This window comes from Actinomycetospora sp. NBRC 106375 (assembly GCF_030269665.1).
Lineage (GTDB): Bacteria > Actinomycetota > Actinomycetes > Mycobacteriales > Pseudonocardiaceae > Actinomycetospora.
In genome coordinates this window covers 290,891-305,752 of the sequence record NZ_BSTS01000004.1, presented here as the reverse complement: position 1 = coordinate 305,752, position 14,862 = coordinate 290,891, and the positions used below count along the sequence as shown (strand labels likewise).

The following is a 14,862-nucleotide window of genomic DNA, read 5'->3' as shown; positions in this document are numbered from 1 at the left end:
AAGACGGTCGCAGGTCTCCTGCTCGCCGCCGGCGGTGGCCGGCGGATGGGCCGGCCGAAGGCCGCCGTCGAGCTCGACGGCGAGCCGCTGGTCCGCCGGGGGGCCCGTGCACTGGGGGCGGCGGGGCTCGACCCGGTCGTCGTCGTGCTCGGGGCCGGGCTGCCCGGCACGGCCGACCTGCTCGACGAGGGCACCACGTGGGTGCCCGCGCCCGGCTGGGACACCGAGGGCCAGGCGGCGTCCCTCCGGGCCGGCCTCGACGCGCTGAGCGGCTCGGACGCCCTCGCGGTGCTCGTCGCCCTCGTCGACACCCCCGGCATCGGCCCCGAGGCCCTCGCGCGGGTGGCCGCTAGGGCCACGGCACCGGACGTGATCGCCCGCGGCGCGGTCGGGGGTCGCGCGGGCCACCCCGTGCTGCTCGGTCGCGACCACTGGGAGGCTGTGCGCGCGGCCGCCACCGGCGACGCGGGCGCGCGGGGCTTCCTGCGCGGCCGGGGCGACGTGGTCGCCGTGGAGATCGGCGACGTCGCGGTCGAGGACGACCTCGACACCCCCGACGACCTGCAGCGCTGGAACCGACGAGAGGAGGCGGGACGGTGACCGTCCCCGGTCCGGGTTACGCGATCACGGCTCGTGTGGAGGCGCCCGCGAGCGCGACCGCCGCGGGCGACCTCGCCGTCGCCGTCGGGCGGGTCGGCGGTGTCATGACGGCGTTCGACGTCGTCGAGTCGCGCACCGACTCGATCATCGTCGACATCAGCTGCAACGCCCTCTCCGAGGAGCACACCCACCAGATCACCGACGCGCTCGACGCCCTCGACGGCGTGCGGGTGCGCAACGTCTCCGACCGCACGTTCCTCGTCCACCTGGGCGGCAAGATCGAGGTCACGCCGAAGGTCGGGCTCCGGACCCGCGAGGACCTCTCGCGCGCCTACACGCCCGGGGTCGCCCGCGTGTGCCAGGCGATCGCCGCCCGTCCCGACGACGCCCGCAGCCTGACGATCAAGCGGAACACCGTCGCGGTCGTCACGGACGGCTCCGCCGTGCTGGGGCTGGGCAACCTCGGGGCCGCCGCGGCGATGCCGGTGATGGAGGGCAAGGCGGCCCTGTTCAAGCGCTTCGCGGGCGTCGACGCGTGGCCGGTCTGCCTCGACACCCAGGACACCGAGGAGATCATCCGCACCGTCGAGGTGCTGGCGCCCGGCTACGGCGGGATCAACCTCGAGGACATCGCCGCCCCGCGCTGCTTCGAGATCGAGGAGCGGCTGCGCGAGAAGCTCGACATCCCCGTCTTCCACGACGATCAGCACGGCACCGCGGTGGTCGTGCTCGGCGCGCTGCGCAACGCGCTGCGCGTCGTCGGCAAGGAGATGAACGACTGCCGGATCGTCGTCTGCGGCGTCGGCGCCGCCGGCTCGGCGATCATCCGGCTGCTGCTGCCCCTGGCGCCGGCCGACCTCATCGCTGTCGACGTCGAGGGGGTCATCCACCCCGACCGCCCCGGCCTGCACCCCAGCCTCGCGTGGGTCGCCGAGCAGACCAACCGCGACCGGCGCACGGGCACCCTGGCCGACGCGATGCCCGGGGCCGACGTCTTCATCGGGGTCTCCGCGCCGGATCTGCTCACCGAGGACGACGTCGCCGGCATGGCGGAGGACGCCGTCGTGTTCGCGCTCGCGAACCCGGATCCGGAGATCGACCCGTCGATCGCCCAGCAGCACGCGTCCGTCGTCGCCACCGGCCGCTCGGACTACCCGAACCAGATCAACAACGTGCTCGCCTTCCCCGGCATCTTCCGGGGACTGCTCGACGCGCACGCCCGCGGCATCTCGGACGTCATGCTGCTCGCGGCCGCGGCGGCGATCGCCGACGTCGTGAGCGAGCCGAACCCGCTGTTCATCGTGCCCAGCGTCTTCGACAGCACGGTGGCGACGGCCGTGGCCGCCGCCGTCCGGAAGGTCGCCGAGCAGGACCGCGGTGGCGAGGGCGTCCCCGTCGGCGAGGCGCTGGCCGTCGGCGAGGAGACGGCCCGCGCCGCGGAGGACACCGATGACTGAGCCGGGGCCAGGCGGCCTCACTCACGTCGACGCGACCGGTGCCGCGCGCATGGTCGACGTCGGCGACAAGGAGGTCACGCGGCGCACGGCGACCGCGACCGGCGTGGTGCGCACGACGCCCGAGGTCACCGCCGCCCTGCGGAACGACACCGTCCCCAAGGGCGACGCGCTCGGGGTAGCCCGGGTCGCCGGCATCATGGGCGCCAAGCGCACCCCGGACCTCGTCCCGCTGTGCCACCCGATCCCGCTGGCCGGGGTGACGGTCGACCTCGAGGTCGGCGACGACCACGTCGCCATCACCGCGACCGCCCGCAGCGCCGACCGCACCGGTGTGGAGATGGAGGCGCTGACCGCCGTCGCCGTCGCCGGGCTGACGCTGCACGACATGATCAAGGCGCTGGACCCGGCGGCGACGCTCGACGCGGTGCGCCTCGAGCACAAGGAAGGGGGCCGCTCCGGTGTCTGGACCCGACCCGACGGCCGGTGACCCGACTCGCCGCGCGCGGGTGGTGACGGCGTCGAACCGCGCCTCCTCGGGCGTCTACACCGACCGGGGCGGGCCGATCATCGTCGAGTGGCTGCGCGGGATGGGGTTCACGACGCCCGACCCGGTGGTCGTGCCCGACGGCGAGCCCGTGGCCGCGGCGCTGCGCGAGGCCGTCGCCGACGCGGCGCACGTCGTCGTCACCACCGGCGGCACCGGCATCTCGCCCACCGACGCGACACCCGAGGCGACCCGCGCCGTGCTCGACTACGAGATCCCGGGCCTCGCCGACGCCGTGCGCCGCGCCGGCGCGGACAAGGTCCCGACCTCGGTGCTCTCGCGTGGCGTGGCGGGCGTCGCCAAGCGCACCCTGGTGGTGAACCTGCCCGGCTCCCCGGGCGGGGTGCGCGACGGCCTGGCCGTGCTCGAGCCGATCCTGGCCCACGCCGTCGACCAGATCCTGGGAGGGGACCACGCATGACCGCCCGCGTGCTGCGCGCGACCGTCACCGAGGAGCCGCTCGACGTCTCCGAGCACGCCGCGCTGGTCGACGACGCCGCGGCCGGCGCGGTCGTCACGTTCGCGGGCGTCGTCCGCGACCACGACCACGGCCGCTCGGTGACCGCGCTGGACTACGAGGGCCACCCGAGCGCCGCGACGGTGGTGGAGAAGGTGGCGGCCGAGGTCGCCGGGCGGTTCCCCGGCGTGCGGGCGCTCGCCGTGACCCACCGCGTGGGCGCGCTCGGGATCGGCGACGTCGCCCTGGCCTGCGCCGTCGCCGCCGAGCACCGCCGCGAGGCGTTCGACGCCTGCAGCGAGCTCGTCGACGCCGTGAAGCGGGAGCTGCCGGTGTGGAAGCGCCAGGAGTTCACCGACGGCACCGAGGAATGGGTCAACTGCCCCTGACCCGTTCCCCGGTCCCGGAGCGAAGGCGTCCCTGACTGCGTGGCACGCAGCGAAGGCGTCCTTCGTGCCATCGGCGCGGCGGCCGAGCGACGGAGCGAAGGCGTCCCTGACTGCGTGGGACGCAGCGAGGGACGCCCTCGCTCCACCGACGACGGGCGCCGCGTGCCCGGGGTCAGCCCATCGCGAGGGTCTGCCCCGGGAAGATCATGTTCGGGTCGGTGATGACGTCGCGGTTCGCCTCGGCGATCGACTGCCAGGACGCCCCGTGCGAGGAGGCGATCGACCCGAGGGTGTCGCCCGCGCGCACCGTGTAGCTGCCGCCGGACGCGGGGGCCGTGTCGCGCACCGCGCGGGTCTCGGCGCTCGAGCCCGACCCGGAGTCCGACGACCCGGAATCGTCGTCCGCCTCGTCGTCATCGGACGAGGACGACGACGAGGACGAGGACGACGACGAGCCCGCCGAGGGCACGCTGCTGTTCGGCGAGTCGTCGGTCTGGCCGGTCTTGCGCGAGCAGGTCGGCCAGGCGTTCATGCCCTGCTCGGCCTTGACGCGCTCGGCGACCTGGATCTGCTCCTCGCGGCTGGCGTCCTCCGGGGAACCGGAGCCGCCGAAGGCGTTCCAGGTCGAGTCGGTGAACTGCAGACCGCCGCCGAAGCCGTTGCCGGTGTTGATGCCCCAGTCGCCGCCGCTCTCGCACTGGGCGAGGGCGTCCCAGTCGGTGTCGGCGTGGGCAGCCGGGGCGGCGAGCAGGGCCGCGGGCACGACGGGGGCGCCCGCCGCGACGACGGCCAGGGTGGCCCGGCCGAGGCGACCGGGGCGGTGGGGGGCGCGGTGGCGCCCGGAGCGCGCTGCGGGCAGCACGGAACGGATCTCCACGAATCTCCACGAGGCCGCGCCTGCCGCGTCCGCCGGGCCGTCGCGAGGGGGAGCGGACGGGGGGAGTCCCGGGGCTGTCGGGTCCTGTCCGGGCACTGCTGCGTCGGGGCGGACCCCGCCGGACAGGACGGCGCTCGGGCTCCGGTCGGCACCGCTGCACGGGCCGACTCGAGGACCGTAGATCCACGCTGAGGTCACGGCTCGTGGCTCTCAGTTTCGTGAGGACGGTGCTCGAGTCACGATCGGGTGACGAACGTGCAGCACAGAGGACTCGGTGTCACCGACGGTTCCTCCTCTCACACGCAGCGTCGCTGAGAGTTGTGATGCGAGTCACTTCCGAACACACGACGACCCCGGCTCCGCCGAGGGGAGCCGGGGTCGACGCGCCGGGAAAGGACCTCAGTCGTCGTCCGAGGAGGACGAGGACGACGAGGACGACGAGGACGAGGAGGAGCTGTCGCTCTGCCCCGTCTTCTTGGAGCAGGTCGGCCAGGCGTTCATGCCCTGCTCGGCCTTGACGCGCTCGGCGACCTGGATCTGCTCCGAGCGGCTGGCGTCCTCGGGCTGGCCGGAGCCGCCGAACGCACGCCAGGTGGAGTCCGTGAACTGCAGACCGCCGCCGAAGCCGTTGCCGGTCTGGGTGCCCCAGTCGCCGCCGCTCTCGCACTGGGCCAGCTGGTCCCAGTCGGTCGTGTCGGCGGACGCGAGCCCGGTGGTGAAGGCCATCGGGGTGGCCGCGACCGCGCCCACCAGGGCGATCTGCGCCGCCCGGCGTCCGAGGGCGCGCGCCAGCGACTCATCGGTGTTGCGAAGCATGACCTCTCTCCGTACCGCGCCTCGCGGGAGGGACCTCTCGGTCGGGTCGACGGCCGGTTCCACGCGGCCTCACCGCCCGCGGTGCTCTGCGCACCCGGGTCTCACGTCCTCGCGCCCGTCCGGTCCGCCACTTTCGTCTCGGGGCAGTCACCCGGGTCGCTGGACGGGCGCCGGCGCGGCGACCCCGGGGGTGTCCGGTCTCCCCCGCACCGGATCCGGTGCCGCGTCGGGGAGCCGGACGCGAACGGTACGGAGGACACACCGTGTTTCAACCCGGCGGTCGTGCGAGCGATGTCACCCGAACGACACGGTTTCGTGACTCCGTCGGGAGAAGAAGCGCAGCTCAGAGGCGAAGATGATCTCGGCGTGCCGGGAAGGTGACGCCCTGTCGCAGATCCGTTCTGTGCACGGCCTCACGGCCTGAACACCGCCGTTCAGAGCAGCGCCGGGCCTCCACGGGTGGCTCCCCGATCAGCGCTGCGGGATGCTGGTGGGGTGACAGCGAGCACCGCACCCACCAGCCCGGACGACCTGGCGCAGGCCCTCGACGGCACCGGCTACCTCGCCGACGCCGGCCTGGCCTCCGCGGCGTTCCTGGCGCTGCGCATGGGCCGCCCGCTGTTCTGCGAGGGCGAGCCGGGCACGGGCAAGACGGCGCTCGCGCAGGCGCTGTCCGAGGCGCTGGCGCTGCCGCTGGTCCGGCTGCAGTGCCACGAGGGCATCGACGCCTCGCAGGCCCTCTACGACTGGGACTTCCCGCGCCAGCTGCTGCACCTGCGCGCGCTCGAGGCGTCGGCGAGCGCCTCGCGCTCCGAGCTGGACGTCGACGCCGTCGAGTCCTCCCTCTACGACCGCCGGTTCCTGCTCGCGCGCCCGGTGCTGCAGGCGCTGCAGGACGCGCCGTGCGTGCTGCTGGTCGACGAGGTCGACCGTGCCGACGACGAGTTCGAGGCCTTCCTGCTCGAGGTGCTCGCCGAGAACTCCGTGACGATCCCCGAGATCGGCGTCGTGCGGGCCGAGACGCCGCCGCTGGTGGTGCTCACGTCCAACCGCACGCGCGAGGTGCACGACGCCCTCAAGCGCCGCTGCCTCTACCTCTGGCTCGAGCACCCCGACCTCGCGCGCGAGACCGCGATCCTGCGCCGCCGCCTCCCCGGGCTGCCCGAGGAGCTGGCCGAGCAGGTCGCCCAGGCGGTCCACGGGCTGCGCGGGCTCGACCTGCTCAAGCCGCCCGGGGTCGCCGAGTCGATCGACTGGGCGCAGGCCCTGCAGCTCGTCGGCGCCCGCCGGCTCGACCTGGCGTCCGCCACCGCGACGCTCGGCGCGGTGCTCAAGTACCGCGAGGACGCCGACCGGGCGCGCGACAAGCTGGACGCCCTGCTCGCCTCATGAGCACCAGGGGCGAGCGGAGCGACGGGGAATGACCACGGCCGACCAGGGCGGGAGCAGCGACGTGCCGGCTCCCCGCCCGCACGCGGGCGCCGTGCTGGCCGCCGACGTCGTGGACAGGCTCGGCGGCGGAGCCCCGCCGGACGACGAGGCGGTCCTCGAGGACTTCGTCGCGTTCACCCGCCTCGTCCGCAACGCCGGCGTGCCCGTGACGACCGACCGTGTCGCGGCCTACCTGCAGGCGCTGCGGCTCTCCGACCTCACGAGCCAGGTCGCCACCTACTGGGCGGGGCGGCTGACGCTCTGCGCCGACCCCGACGACGTCGTGCGCTACGACCACGCGTTCTTCGCCTGGTTCTCCTCCGACCCGCGCGACCAGCGCATGGGCCGGCCGGGGCCGCCCCAGCCGCGCATCTCGACGATGGCCGCGCTCACCGACCCGCCGCCGGGCTCGGGGGAGGGCGAGGACGAGGAGACCCCGGAGCTGCGGGTCGCCGCCTCCGGCGAGGAGGTCCTGCGCGACCGCGACATCGCCGAGCTCTCCATCGGCGAACGCGAGCACCTCAAGGCGCTGCTCGCGCTCCTGCGCCCCGCTCCGCCGCGGCGCCGGGCCCGACGCCGCCGGCCCGCCCGGCGCGGCGAGCCCGACCCGCGGCGCACGCTGCGGGCCGCGCTGGCCAACGGCGGCGAGATCGGTGACCTGCGCCGCCGCGCCCGCCGCGAGCGCCCCCGGCGGGTGGTGCTGCTCATCGACGTGTCGGGGTCCATGAGCCCGTACGCGGACACGCTGCTGCGCTTCGCCCACGTCGTCACCCGGCGCACGCCGCAGGCCGTCGAGACGTTCACGCTCGGCACCCGGCTGACGCGCGTCACCCGCGAGCTGCGCCAGCGCGACCCGGAGCGCGCGCTGGTCGACGCGGGGAAGGCGATCCCGGACTGGTCGGGGGGCACGCGGCTCGGCGAGGTGCTGCGCGCGTTCCTCGACCGCTGGGGCCAGCGCGGCGTGGCCCGGCGGGCGGTCGTCGTGGTGTTCTCCGACGGCTGGGAGCGCGGCGGGGCGGAGCTGCTCGGCGAGCAGTCCGCCCGGCTGGCCCGGCTCGCGCACCGGGTCGTCTGGGTCAACCCCCACGCCGGCAAGCAGGGATACGCGCCGGTGCAGGGGGGAATCGCCGCGGCCCTCCCGCACGTTGACCGTTTGCTGGCGGGGCACTCCCTGGCCACGCTGGCCGAGCTGCTGGAGGTGCTGCGGGATGCGTGACGTTCTGCCGACGCTCGAGTCGTGGTGGGCCGAGGGTCGCCCCACGGCCCTCGCCACCGTCGTCGGGACCTTCCGGTCCGCCCCGCGCCAGCCCGGCGCCTCGATGCTGGTCGGCAACGACGGGCAGGCCGTCGGCAGCGTGTCCGGCGGGTGCGTCGAGGGCGCGGTCTACGAGCTGGGCTCGGGAATCCTCGAGGGCACCGACGAGGCGACCCTGCAGCGCTACGGCGTCTCCGACGACGACGCGTTCGCCGTCGGCCTGACGTGCGGCGGCATCCTCGACGTCTACGTCGAGCAGGTCGACCGCGAGTCGTTCCCGCAGCTCGGCGAGATCGCGAAGGCCGTGCGCGAGCACCGGTCGGTCGCCGTGGCCACCGTCGTCTCGGGCCCGGCCGAGCGGGTCGGACGCCGCATGGTGGTCTGGCCCGAGGAGGTCGAGGGCAGCACGGGTTCGGCGCGCCTCGACGACGCGCTGCGCGACGACGTGCGCGGGCTGCTCGCCGCGGGCCGGTCGGCGCTCGTGTCCTACGGCACCGACGGGGAGCGCCGCGGCGAGGGCCTGCAGGTGTTCGTCGAGGCGTTCGCACCGCCGCCTCGGCTGATCGTCTTCGGCGCCATCGACTTCGCCGCCGCCGTCGCCCGGATCGGCACCTTCCTGGGCATGCGCGTGACGGTGTGCGACGCACGCCCGGTGTTCGCGACGTCGAGCCGCTTCCCCGAGGCCCACGAGGTCGTCGTGGAGTGGCCGCACCGCTACCTGGCGAAGGAGGCGGAGGCCGGGCGCATCGACGGCCGCACCTCGCTCGCCGTGCTCACCCACGACCCCAAGTTCGACGTGCCGCTGCTCGAGGTGGCGCTGCGCCTGCCCGAGATCGGCTACATCGGGGCGATGGGGTCGCGGCGCACGCACGGCGACCGGCAGCAGCGGCTGCTCGACGCCGGCGTCACCGAGGCCGAGCTGGCCCGGATGTCCAGCCCGATCGGGCTCGACCTCGGCGCGCGCACCCCCGAGGAGACCGCGGTCTCCATCGCGGCGGAGATGATCGCCCAGCAGTGGGGCGGGCGCGGCACGCCGCTCTCGGACCGCCAGGGCCCCATCCACACCGAGTCGAACGTGGAGCCCGCGGTCTCGGCGGCGTCGCTCACCGCGGCGGGCGGATCCTGACGGACCCACCCGCCGCGAGCGGGGACGTCACCCGTCGGCGGTGGCCGGCCCGAACTCGCCGCCGACCTCGGTGACGCGGTCCGCGGGGAAGCCGCCGCGGCGCGCGTGCTCACGCACCACCTCCGCCGACACCGCGGAGTGGACACAGTAGATCGTGTCGCCCGCCGCGAAGCTCTCGTGCCAGGTGTAGGGGGTGTCCAGCCCCTCCACGACGGCGTTCGACGTGCGGGCGATCTCCCGCAGCTGCTCCGGGCCCAGGTCGCCCGCGCCGGGGACGGTGCGCTCGATGATGAACTTCGGCATGGCGGCTCTCCTCGTGATCGGTGGACCGGCCCTGGCGGCCGGTCACGAGGAGAAGCGTCGCCCGACGGCGGGTCCCCGCTCGTCGGGACGAGCTCCCCATCTTCGTCGCGCCCGCTCCCTAGGCGACGCGGGCGGTGAGCAGCAGGTACTCCCAGTCCATCGTCCCGCCGCCGCGGTCGTGGCGGGCCGCCACGCCCGCGATGTCGGCCTCGAGCGCGGCCGTGCGCTCGGCGTCGTCGGCGACGTTGCGGTACGCGACGATCGTCGGCCCGTAGGTCTCCTTCCAATAGGCGCGGAACGCGTCGGGCGTGGCGAACGCGGACACGGTCACGGTCTGCCGGCGGGTCTCGAGGTCGGTGACGCGTTCGCCGAGCAGGGCGCGGACGTGGGCCTCGTCGCCCCACAGCGGCGGGGGCTGGGCGCCGGGCGGAGGCGGGGGCGCGTACGGCTTCATGGTCGTGAACAGGTCCCCGACGAAGCCCTCGGGCGTCCAGCTGATGATCCCGATGCGCCCGCCGGGGCGCACGACGCGGACGAGCTCGTCGGCGGCCTGCTGGTGGTGGGGGGCGAACATGACGCCCACGCAGGACGTGGCCACGTCGAACGCGTCGTCGGCGTACGGCAGCGCCTCGGCGTCGCCCTCCTCCCACGCGATCGCCACACCTGCGCGCTCCGCGGCGGCCCGCCCGGCGGTGAACAGCTCGGGGGTCAGGTCCGACGCCACGACGTCGGCGCCGGCGCGCGCCGCCGGGATCGCGACGTTGCCGGTGCCCGCCGCGATGTCGAGCACCCGCTCCCCGGGGCGGATCCCCGTCGCGGTGACCAGGCGGGGTCCCAGCTCGGCGATGAGGGTGGCGGCGACGTCCGGGTAGTCGCCGAGGCCCCACATCGTGCGGTGGCGCGCCTTGAGGGCCTGATCGGCCGCGGTGCCGGTGGTGGTGTCGGTGGTCGTCTCGCTCATGATCGTCTCCTCGTTCCGGTGACCGGACGGTGGGCCGACGCTCTGTGCGGCCCGTCACAAGGAGCGTGTCGGAGGGTGACGAAACGGTCATGGGGAAGCGCTCCCCATGTTTCTCCGGACCGTTACTAGGCCGTTCGGGACATTCCCCGGGTGAGTTCGATCACGTACCGTGATCAGTATGGAGCTGCTCGAGCGTGACGACGAGCTGCGCCTCCTCGACCGGGCCTGGCGGGAGGCGCGAGCGGGGTCCGGATCGATCGTGCTGCTCGCCGGCGAGTCGGGGATCGGGAAGACCTCGCTCGCGCGGCAGTTCGCCGGCGGCGTCGACGACGGTGACGTCCTCTGGGGCGTGTGCGACCCGCTGGGCGTGCCCCGTCCTCTCGGGCCCCTGCACGACGTCGCGGCCGACCTCGGCGACCCCGTCGCGTCGCTGCTCCACGCCGGCGCCCCGCCGCACGAGATCCACCGGGCGCTGCTCGACGCGCTGTCCGCCCGGCCGCGGGTCCTCGTCGTGGACGACCTGCAGTGGGCCGACGAGGCGACGATCGACCTGCTGCGCTTCCTGCTGCGCCGCATCGCGGGTACCCGCTCGCTGGTGCTGGCCACCTACCGCGCCGACGAGCCCGACCCGCAGCCCGAGCTGCGCGCGCTGCTCGGCGACGTCGCGCGCACGCCCGCGGCCACCCGCCGTGAGCTCGGCCCGCTGTCCGTCGCCGCGGTGACCGCGCTCGTGGGGGAGCGCGACATCGACCCCGCCCGCCTGCACCACCTCACGCGCGGCAACTCCTTCTTCGTCACCGAGGTCGTCAGCCAGGGCGGGGACCTGCCGCTCTCGGTCCGCGACGCCGTCCTGGCGCGCACCGCCGGCCTCGACGCCGAGGCCCGCGACCTCGCCGACCTGCTCGCGTGCGCACCCGGCCCGGTCCCCGACACGCTGCTGCCCGCCCTCGGGGTCGGCATCGCCCCGCTGCGCACCCTCGACTCGGCCGGGCTGCTCGCCCGCGACCGGCGCGGCATCACCTACCGCCACGACATCTGCCGGCTGGCCGTCGCGGACGCCATCCCGCCCGGCGGGGAGGTCGCGCTGCACCGGCGGATGGTCGAGGCGCTCGAGACGCTGCCCGACGCCGACCCCGCGGTGCTCGCCCACCACGCGCTCGCCGCCGGCGACGACGGCCGCGCGTTCCGGTACGCCTCGCGGGCCGGGCGGGTGGCGGCCGGGTCGGGAGCCCACACCGAGGCCGCGCGGTTCTTCGCCACGGCGCTGGAGCGCGCCCCGCGCGACGCCCTCGGCGCCCGGGCGGGGCTGTGCGAGCTGCTGGCCAACGAGCTCTACCTCACCGATCGGCTCGACGAGGCGGTCGCGGCCTGCGAGCGCGCGATCTCCTGGTGGGAGGCCGACGAGGACCCGGACGGCGTGGGCACCGGGCGCCAGTCGCTGGCGGTGTTCGAGTGGTACCGCGGCAACCGCCGCGCCGCGGAGGAGAACGCCGCGGCCGCGGTCGCGGTGCTCCGGCCGCGCGCCACCTCCGGCAGTCGCGCGGCCGGCCTGCTCGGCAGCGCGCTCACCGTGCAGGGGTTCCTCGCCCTGCACGGCAGCGACCTGGCCGCGGCGCGCCGCCTCCACGACGAGGCCCGCGCCGCGGCCGCGGGGGTCGTCCACCGCGACCTCGACGTCCAGCTCACCGTGGTCGACGCGGTGGCCGCCGTCCTGGCCGGCGACCTCGCCGAGCGCGACCGGCTGCTCGCCGTCCTCGACGCCGCCGGGGACGGCTTCACGGAGTCGCACTCCACGGGCTGGAGCAACATGGTCAACGTCGACGTCGAGCAGCGGCGCCTCGACGCGGCCGAGAAGGCCCTCGACCGGGCGCTGCCGCTGTCCGTGCAGTGGGACGTGCCGCTCTGCTACGGCTGGCAGCGCGGGGTGCGCGGCCGCCTGCGGATGCTGCGGGGCTCCTGGGACGAGGCTGTGCGCGACGCGGGAGCGGTGCTCGGTGAGAGCGCCTCGCTGCTCACGCACACCTGGCCGCGCCTGGTCCAGGGCGTCGTCGCGCTGCGCCGCGGCGAGCCCGGGTCCGACGCCGACCTCGAGCGCGCCTGGGACCTCGCCGTCCGCTACGCCGAGCCGTTGCGCCTGCTGCCCGCGGTGTCGGCGCTGGCCGAGCGGAGCTGGGTGACCGGCGAGCCGGACCTCCGCCTCGATCGCGCGCCCGAGCTCCTCGCCGACGCGGGCGCCCGCCCGGGCGCGGAGTGGTCGGCGGGCGAGCTCGCGGTGTGGCTGACCCGCCTCGGGTACGCCGTCGACGCGCCGGCGCTCCCGGTCGACTGCCCGTTCCGCCTCTCGCTCGACGGCGACCACGCCGCGGCGGCCGAGCGCTGGGCCGAGCTGGGCGCGCCCTACGACCGCGCCCTCGCGCTGGTCGACTCCGGCGAGCCGGGCGACGTCTTCGCGGGCCTGGAGATCCTCGACCGGCTCGGCGCCGAGGCGGTGGCGGCCAAGGTGCGCCGTGACCTGCGCGGGCGCGGGGTCAGCGGCGTGCCCTCCCGGCCGCGCGCGGCCACCCGCGCCAACCCGGCGGGGCTCACCGCGCGGCAGGTCGACGTGCTGCGCCTGCTCGCCGAGGGCCTGACCAACGCGGGCATCGCCTCGCGGCTGTTCATCTCGGAGAAGACCGCCGACCACCACGTCTCGGCGATCCTGGCCAAGCTCGACGTGGGCACCCGGCGCGAGGCCGCGTCCGCGGCCCGCTCGCTCGGCCTCGCCCCCGACCGCCGCCGGGTGCCCACCGGCACGTGAGGACGGAGCGCACCCCGACGTAGGGAGTGACGCAGTGCAATGTAGGGAACGGTCGCCGATGCCGTGACACCTCGTCCGGCCGCATCGTTCTCGGCATGGACATCACCCTGCGTCACACCCCTGCCGTCGAGGTCCGGGTCGCCCTGCGCGATCTCGCCTCGGTCGCGGTGGGTCTCGCCCCGTTCGCGGTGCTGATCGGCGTCACAGCCGTGCGCACCGGCGCCGGTGCCGGCGCGGGCGTGCTGTCGTCCGCCACCGTCTTCGGCGGGAGCGCCCAGCTCACCGCACTCGCGATGATCTCCGACGGTGCATCGCCCCTCGCCGTTATCGCGGCGGTCACCCTCGTCAACGCGCGCTTCCTGCTCTACGCCGCGGCGCTCGAGCCCGGCTTCCGCGGGCAGCCGTCGTGGTTCCGGTGGCTGGCGCCGCACTTCGTCGTCGACCCCTCGTACGCGATGGTCACCCGCCGGCCCGATCTCCTCGAGGACCCGTCACGGTTCCGTCGCTACTGGCTGACCGCGGGCCTCGGGCTCGCCGTCACGTGGGTCGCGCTCACGGCCGCCGGCGCCCTGCTGGCCCCGGTGCTGCCGGCCTCGTCGGCGCTCGACGTCGCCGCCCCGGCCATGTTCCTCGCGGTGCTCGTGCCGCAGCTGCGCGCCCGGCCCGCCCGGGCCGGCGCCGCGGTGGCCGCCGTCGTCGCCGCGACCGCCTCGCCCCTGCCCGACGGCCTCGGCCTGCTGGGCGGCATCGCCGCCGGCGTCGCCGCGGCCACGCTGTCCGACCGGAGTGCGTCATGATCATGCTCGGTGCGGCCGCCGCGACCTACGCGCTGCGCGTCCTGCTCATCACCGTCGTCCCCGCCCGCCGCCTGCCGCCGGCCCTGCGCCGGGGTCTGGGCCACCTCGCCCCGGCCGCGCTCGCCGCGCTCGTCGCGACCGCCCTCGTCGGCCACCGCGGCCTGGGCGCCCTGGTCACCCTGAGCCCCGCCCACGTCGGGCTCGCCGCCGCCGCGCTCGTCGCGCTGCGGTTCCGCAACCCCGCCCTGCCCGTCCTGGCCGCCGTCGCGGTCGTGCTCACCTGGGAGGTCCTGACGTGACCCGCACCCTGCTCGGCGTCTGGGCCCACCCCGACGACGAGACCTTCCTGTCCTCCGGGCTCGTCCTGGCCGCCCGCGAGCGCGGTGACCGGGTCGTGCTCGTCACGGCCACCCGCGGTGAGCGGGGCACCGACGACCCCGCGGCCTGGCCGCCCGAGCGGCTCGGCCGGCTGCGGGAGCGCGAGCTGGCCGACGCCCTCGCCGTCCTCGGCGTCGACGAGCACCGCTGGCTCTCCCACCGCGACGGCGCGTGCGCCCTCGCCACCGAGAAACTCGCCGCGCGAGCGGTCGCGACGATCATCGAGGAGGTGCGTCCGGACACGATCGTGACCTTCGGGCCCGACGGTGTCACCGGCCACGACGACCACCGCGCGGTCGGCCGCTGGACCACCCGGGCCCGCGACGCGGTCGCGCCGGAGGCGGAGCTGCTGCGCGCCGTCCTCGTCCCCGACTTCACCCGCCGGTTCGCCGACGTCAACGACGCCCTCGGCATCTTCATGGACGAGCCGGCCGCGGAGGTCGTGCCGGATGTGCACACCCGTCTGGAGGGGGAGCGGCTCGACCGGAAGATGGCGGCGATGCTCGCCCAGGACAGCCAGACCCGCCGTCTGGTCGACGCTGTCGGGTTTCCGGCGTTCCGCCGCTGGTGGGCGGAGGAGGCCTTCCTGCGTACCCCGCCCGCGGTCACCGCCATGGCGGCGTGACGTGCAATGACGCACCGTGGCCGTCCGTGCGCGACCCGACGTCGATCGG

14 protein-coding genes and 1 pseudogene are annotated in these 14,862 nt (G+C 75.5%); 11 read left to right on the top strand and 4 right to left on the bottom strand.

All coding sequences use genetic code 11. The annotated features are described in order from the left end of the window. The first annotated feature begins 45 nt into the window (after positions 1-45). The 4 genes and pseudogenes from QSK03_RS09310 to QSK03_RS09295 all read left to right on the top strand — a co-directional run bounded on the left by QSK03_RS09310 (position 46) and on the right by QSK03_RS09295 (position 3,447). Positions 46-600, top strand: a complete 555-nt coding sequence (locus QSK03_RS09310; RefSeq protein ID WP_502872149.1) for a nucleotidyltransferase family protein — start codon at positions 46-48, stop codon at positions 598-600. Next, positions 597-2,057 (top strand): NAD-dependent malic enzyme, encoded by a 1,461-nt coding sequence (locus QSK03_RS09305; RefSeq protein WP_285650807.1) that lies wholly within the window; start codon positions 597-599, stop codon positions 2,055-2,057. The genes QSK03_RS09310 and QSK03_RS09305 overlap by 4 nt, the downstream gene beginning before the upstream one ends. After that, positions 2,050-2,544 carry a cyclic pyranopterin monophosphate synthase MoaC gene (gene moaC, locus QSK03_RS09300; RefSeq protein WP_285650805.1) on the top strand — a complete coding sequence of 165 codons (495 nt, stop codon included), beginning with the start codon at positions 2,050-2,052 and terminating at the stop codon, positions 2,542-2,544. Before QSK03_RS09305 ends, moaC begins: the two co-directional genes overlap by 8 nt. A 19-nt stretch (positions 2,545-2,563) precedes the next feature. Further along, positions 2,564-3,447: pseudogene (locus tag QSK03_RS09295) on the top strand (molybdenum cofactor biosynthesis protein MoaE). A 172-nt stretch (positions 3,448-3,619) separates the two neighbouring features. Here QSK03_RS09295 and QSK03_RS09290 read toward each other — a convergent pair. Continuing rightward, positions 3,620-4,324, bottom strand: a complete 705-nt coding sequence (locus QSK03_RS09290; protein ID WP_285650802.1) for a LysM peptidoglycan-binding domain-containing protein — start codon at positions 4,322-4,324, stop codon at positions 3,620-3,622. Between the two features lie 399 nt (positions 4,325-4,723). Continuing rightward, positions 4,724-5,140 (bottom strand): transglycosylase family protein, encoded by a 417-nt coding sequence (locus QSK03_RS09285; protein ID WP_285650800.1) that lies wholly within the window; start codon positions 5,138-5,140, stop codon positions 4,724-4,726. 495 nt (positions 5,141-5,635) lie between these two features. On the opposite strand from QSK03_RS09285, the gene QSK03_RS09280 reads away from it, so the two are divergent. Genes QSK03_RS09280 through QSK03_RS09270 form a run of 3 tightly spaced genes read left to right on the top strand, consistent with a single transcriptional unit; the run spans position 5,636 to position 8,952 of the window. Next, positions 5,636-6,532 carry an AAA family ATPase gene (locus tag QSK03_RS09280; RefSeq protein WP_285650798.1) on the top strand — a complete coding sequence of 299 codons (897 nt, stop codon included), beginning with the start codon at positions 5,636-5,638 and terminating at the stop codon, positions 6,530-6,532. Positions 6,533-6,560: 28 nt separating this feature from the next. Continuing rightward, on the top strand, positions 6,561-7,787 hold the full coding sequence (locus tag QSK03_RS09275; protein WP_285650795.1) for a vWA domain-containing protein: 1,227 nt from the start codon (positions 6,561-6,563) through the stop codon (positions 7,785-7,787). Continuing rightward, positions 7,780-8,952 carry an XdhC family protein gene (locus QSK03_RS09270; RefSeq protein ID WP_285650792.1) on the top strand — a complete coding sequence of 391 codons (1,173 nt, stop codon included), beginning with the start codon at positions 7,780-7,782 and terminating at the stop codon, positions 8,950-8,952. Before QSK03_RS09275 ends, QSK03_RS09270 begins: the two co-directional genes overlap by 8 nt. A 27-nt stretch (positions 8,953-8,979) precedes the next feature. Here the strand turns inward: QSK03_RS09270 and QSK03_RS09265 are convergent, their stop codons facing one another. Beyond that, on the bottom strand, positions 8,980-9,255 hold the full coding sequence (locus QSK03_RS09265; protein ID WP_285650789.1) for a DUF4242 domain-containing protein: 276 nt from the start codon (positions 9,253-9,255) through the stop codon (positions 8,980-8,982). A 118-nt stretch (positions 9,256-9,373) separates the two neighbouring features. Continuing rightward, positions 9,374-10,216 carry a class I SAM-dependent methyltransferase gene (locus tag QSK03_RS09260; RefSeq protein ID WP_285650786.1) on the bottom strand — a complete coding sequence of 281 codons (843 nt, stop codon included), beginning with the start codon at positions 10,214-10,216 and terminating at the stop codon, positions 9,374-9,376. A gap of 178 nt (positions 10,217-10,394) precedes the next feature. On the opposite strand from QSK03_RS09260, the gene QSK03_RS09255 reads away from it, so the two are divergent. The 4 genes from QSK03_RS09255 to QSK03_RS09240 all read left to right on the top strand — a co-directional run bounded on the left by QSK03_RS09255 (position 10,395) and on the right by QSK03_RS09240 (position 14,813). After that, on the top strand, positions 10,395-13,013 hold the full coding sequence (locus tag QSK03_RS09255; RefSeq protein WP_285650784.1) for an ATP-binding protein: 2,619 nt from the start codon (positions 10,395-10,397) through the stop codon (positions 13,011-13,013). Between the two features lie 95 nt (positions 13,014-13,108). Beyond that, complete coding sequence (locus QSK03_RS09250) at positions 13,109-13,810, top strand: AzlC family ABC transporter permease (RefSeq protein WP_285650781.1); 702 nt, start codon at positions 13,109-13,111, stop codon at positions 13,808-13,810. Beyond that, positions 13,807-14,109: an AzlD domain-containing protein gene (locus QSK03_RS09245; protein ID WP_285650778.1), complete on the top strand. Its 303-nt coding sequence runs from the start codon at positions 13,807-13,809 to the stop codon at positions 14,107-14,109. The genes QSK03_RS09250 and QSK03_RS09245 overlap by 4 nt, the downstream gene beginning before the upstream one ends. Continuing rightward, positions 14,106-14,813, top strand: coding sequence for a PIG-L deacetylase family protein (locus QSK03_RS09240; RefSeq protein ID WP_285650776.1), 708 nt, complete (start codon positions 14,106-14,108; stop codon positions 14,811-14,813). Before QSK03_RS09245 ends, QSK03_RS09240 begins: the two co-directional genes overlap by 4 nt. The last annotated feature ends 49 nt before the right edge of the window (positions 14,814-14,862 follow it).

Bases quoted from the DNA above. Each gene is read 5' to 3' on its own strand.
- QSK03_RS09310 (WP_502872149.1), top strand. From the start codon at position 46: ATGGGCCGGCCGAAGGCCGCCGTCGAGCTCGACGGCGAGCCGCTGGTC.
- QSK03_RS09285 (WP_285650800.1), bottom strand. From the start codon at position 5,140: ATGCTTCGCAACACCGATGAGTCGCTGGCGCGCGCCCTCGGACGCCGG.
- moaC (WP_285650805.1), top strand. From the start codon at position 2,050: ATGACTGAGCCGGGGCCAGGCGGCCTCACTCACGTCGACGCGACCGGT.
- QSK03_RS09275 (WP_285650795.1), top strand. From the start codon at position 6,561: ATGACCACGGCCGACCAGGGCGGGAGCAGCGACGTGCCGGCTCCCCGC.
- QSK03_RS09250 (WP_285650781.1), top strand. From the start codon at position 13,109: ATGGACATCACCCTGCGTCACACCCCTGCCGTCGAGGTCCGGGTCGCC.
- QSK03_RS09265 (WP_285650789.1), bottom strand. From the start codon at position 9,255: ATGCCGAAGTTCATCATCGAGCGCACCGTCCCCGGCGCGGGCGACCTG.
- QSK03_RS09245 (WP_285650778.1), top strand. From the start codon at position 13,807: ATGATCATGCTCGGTGCGGCCGCCGCGACCTACGCGCTGCGCGTCCTG.
- QSK03_RS09270 (WP_285650792.1), top strand. From the start codon at position 7,780: ATGCGTGACGTTCTGCCGACGCTCGAGTCGTGGTGGGCCGAGGGTCGC.
- QSK03_RS09255 (WP_285650784.1), top strand. From the start codon at position 10,395: ATGGAGCTGCTCGAGCGTGACGACGAGCTGCGCCTCCTCGACCGGGCC.
- QSK03_RS09260 (WP_285650786.1), bottom strand. From the start codon at position 10,216: ATGAGCGAGACGACCACCGACACCACCACCGGCACCGCGGCCGATCAG.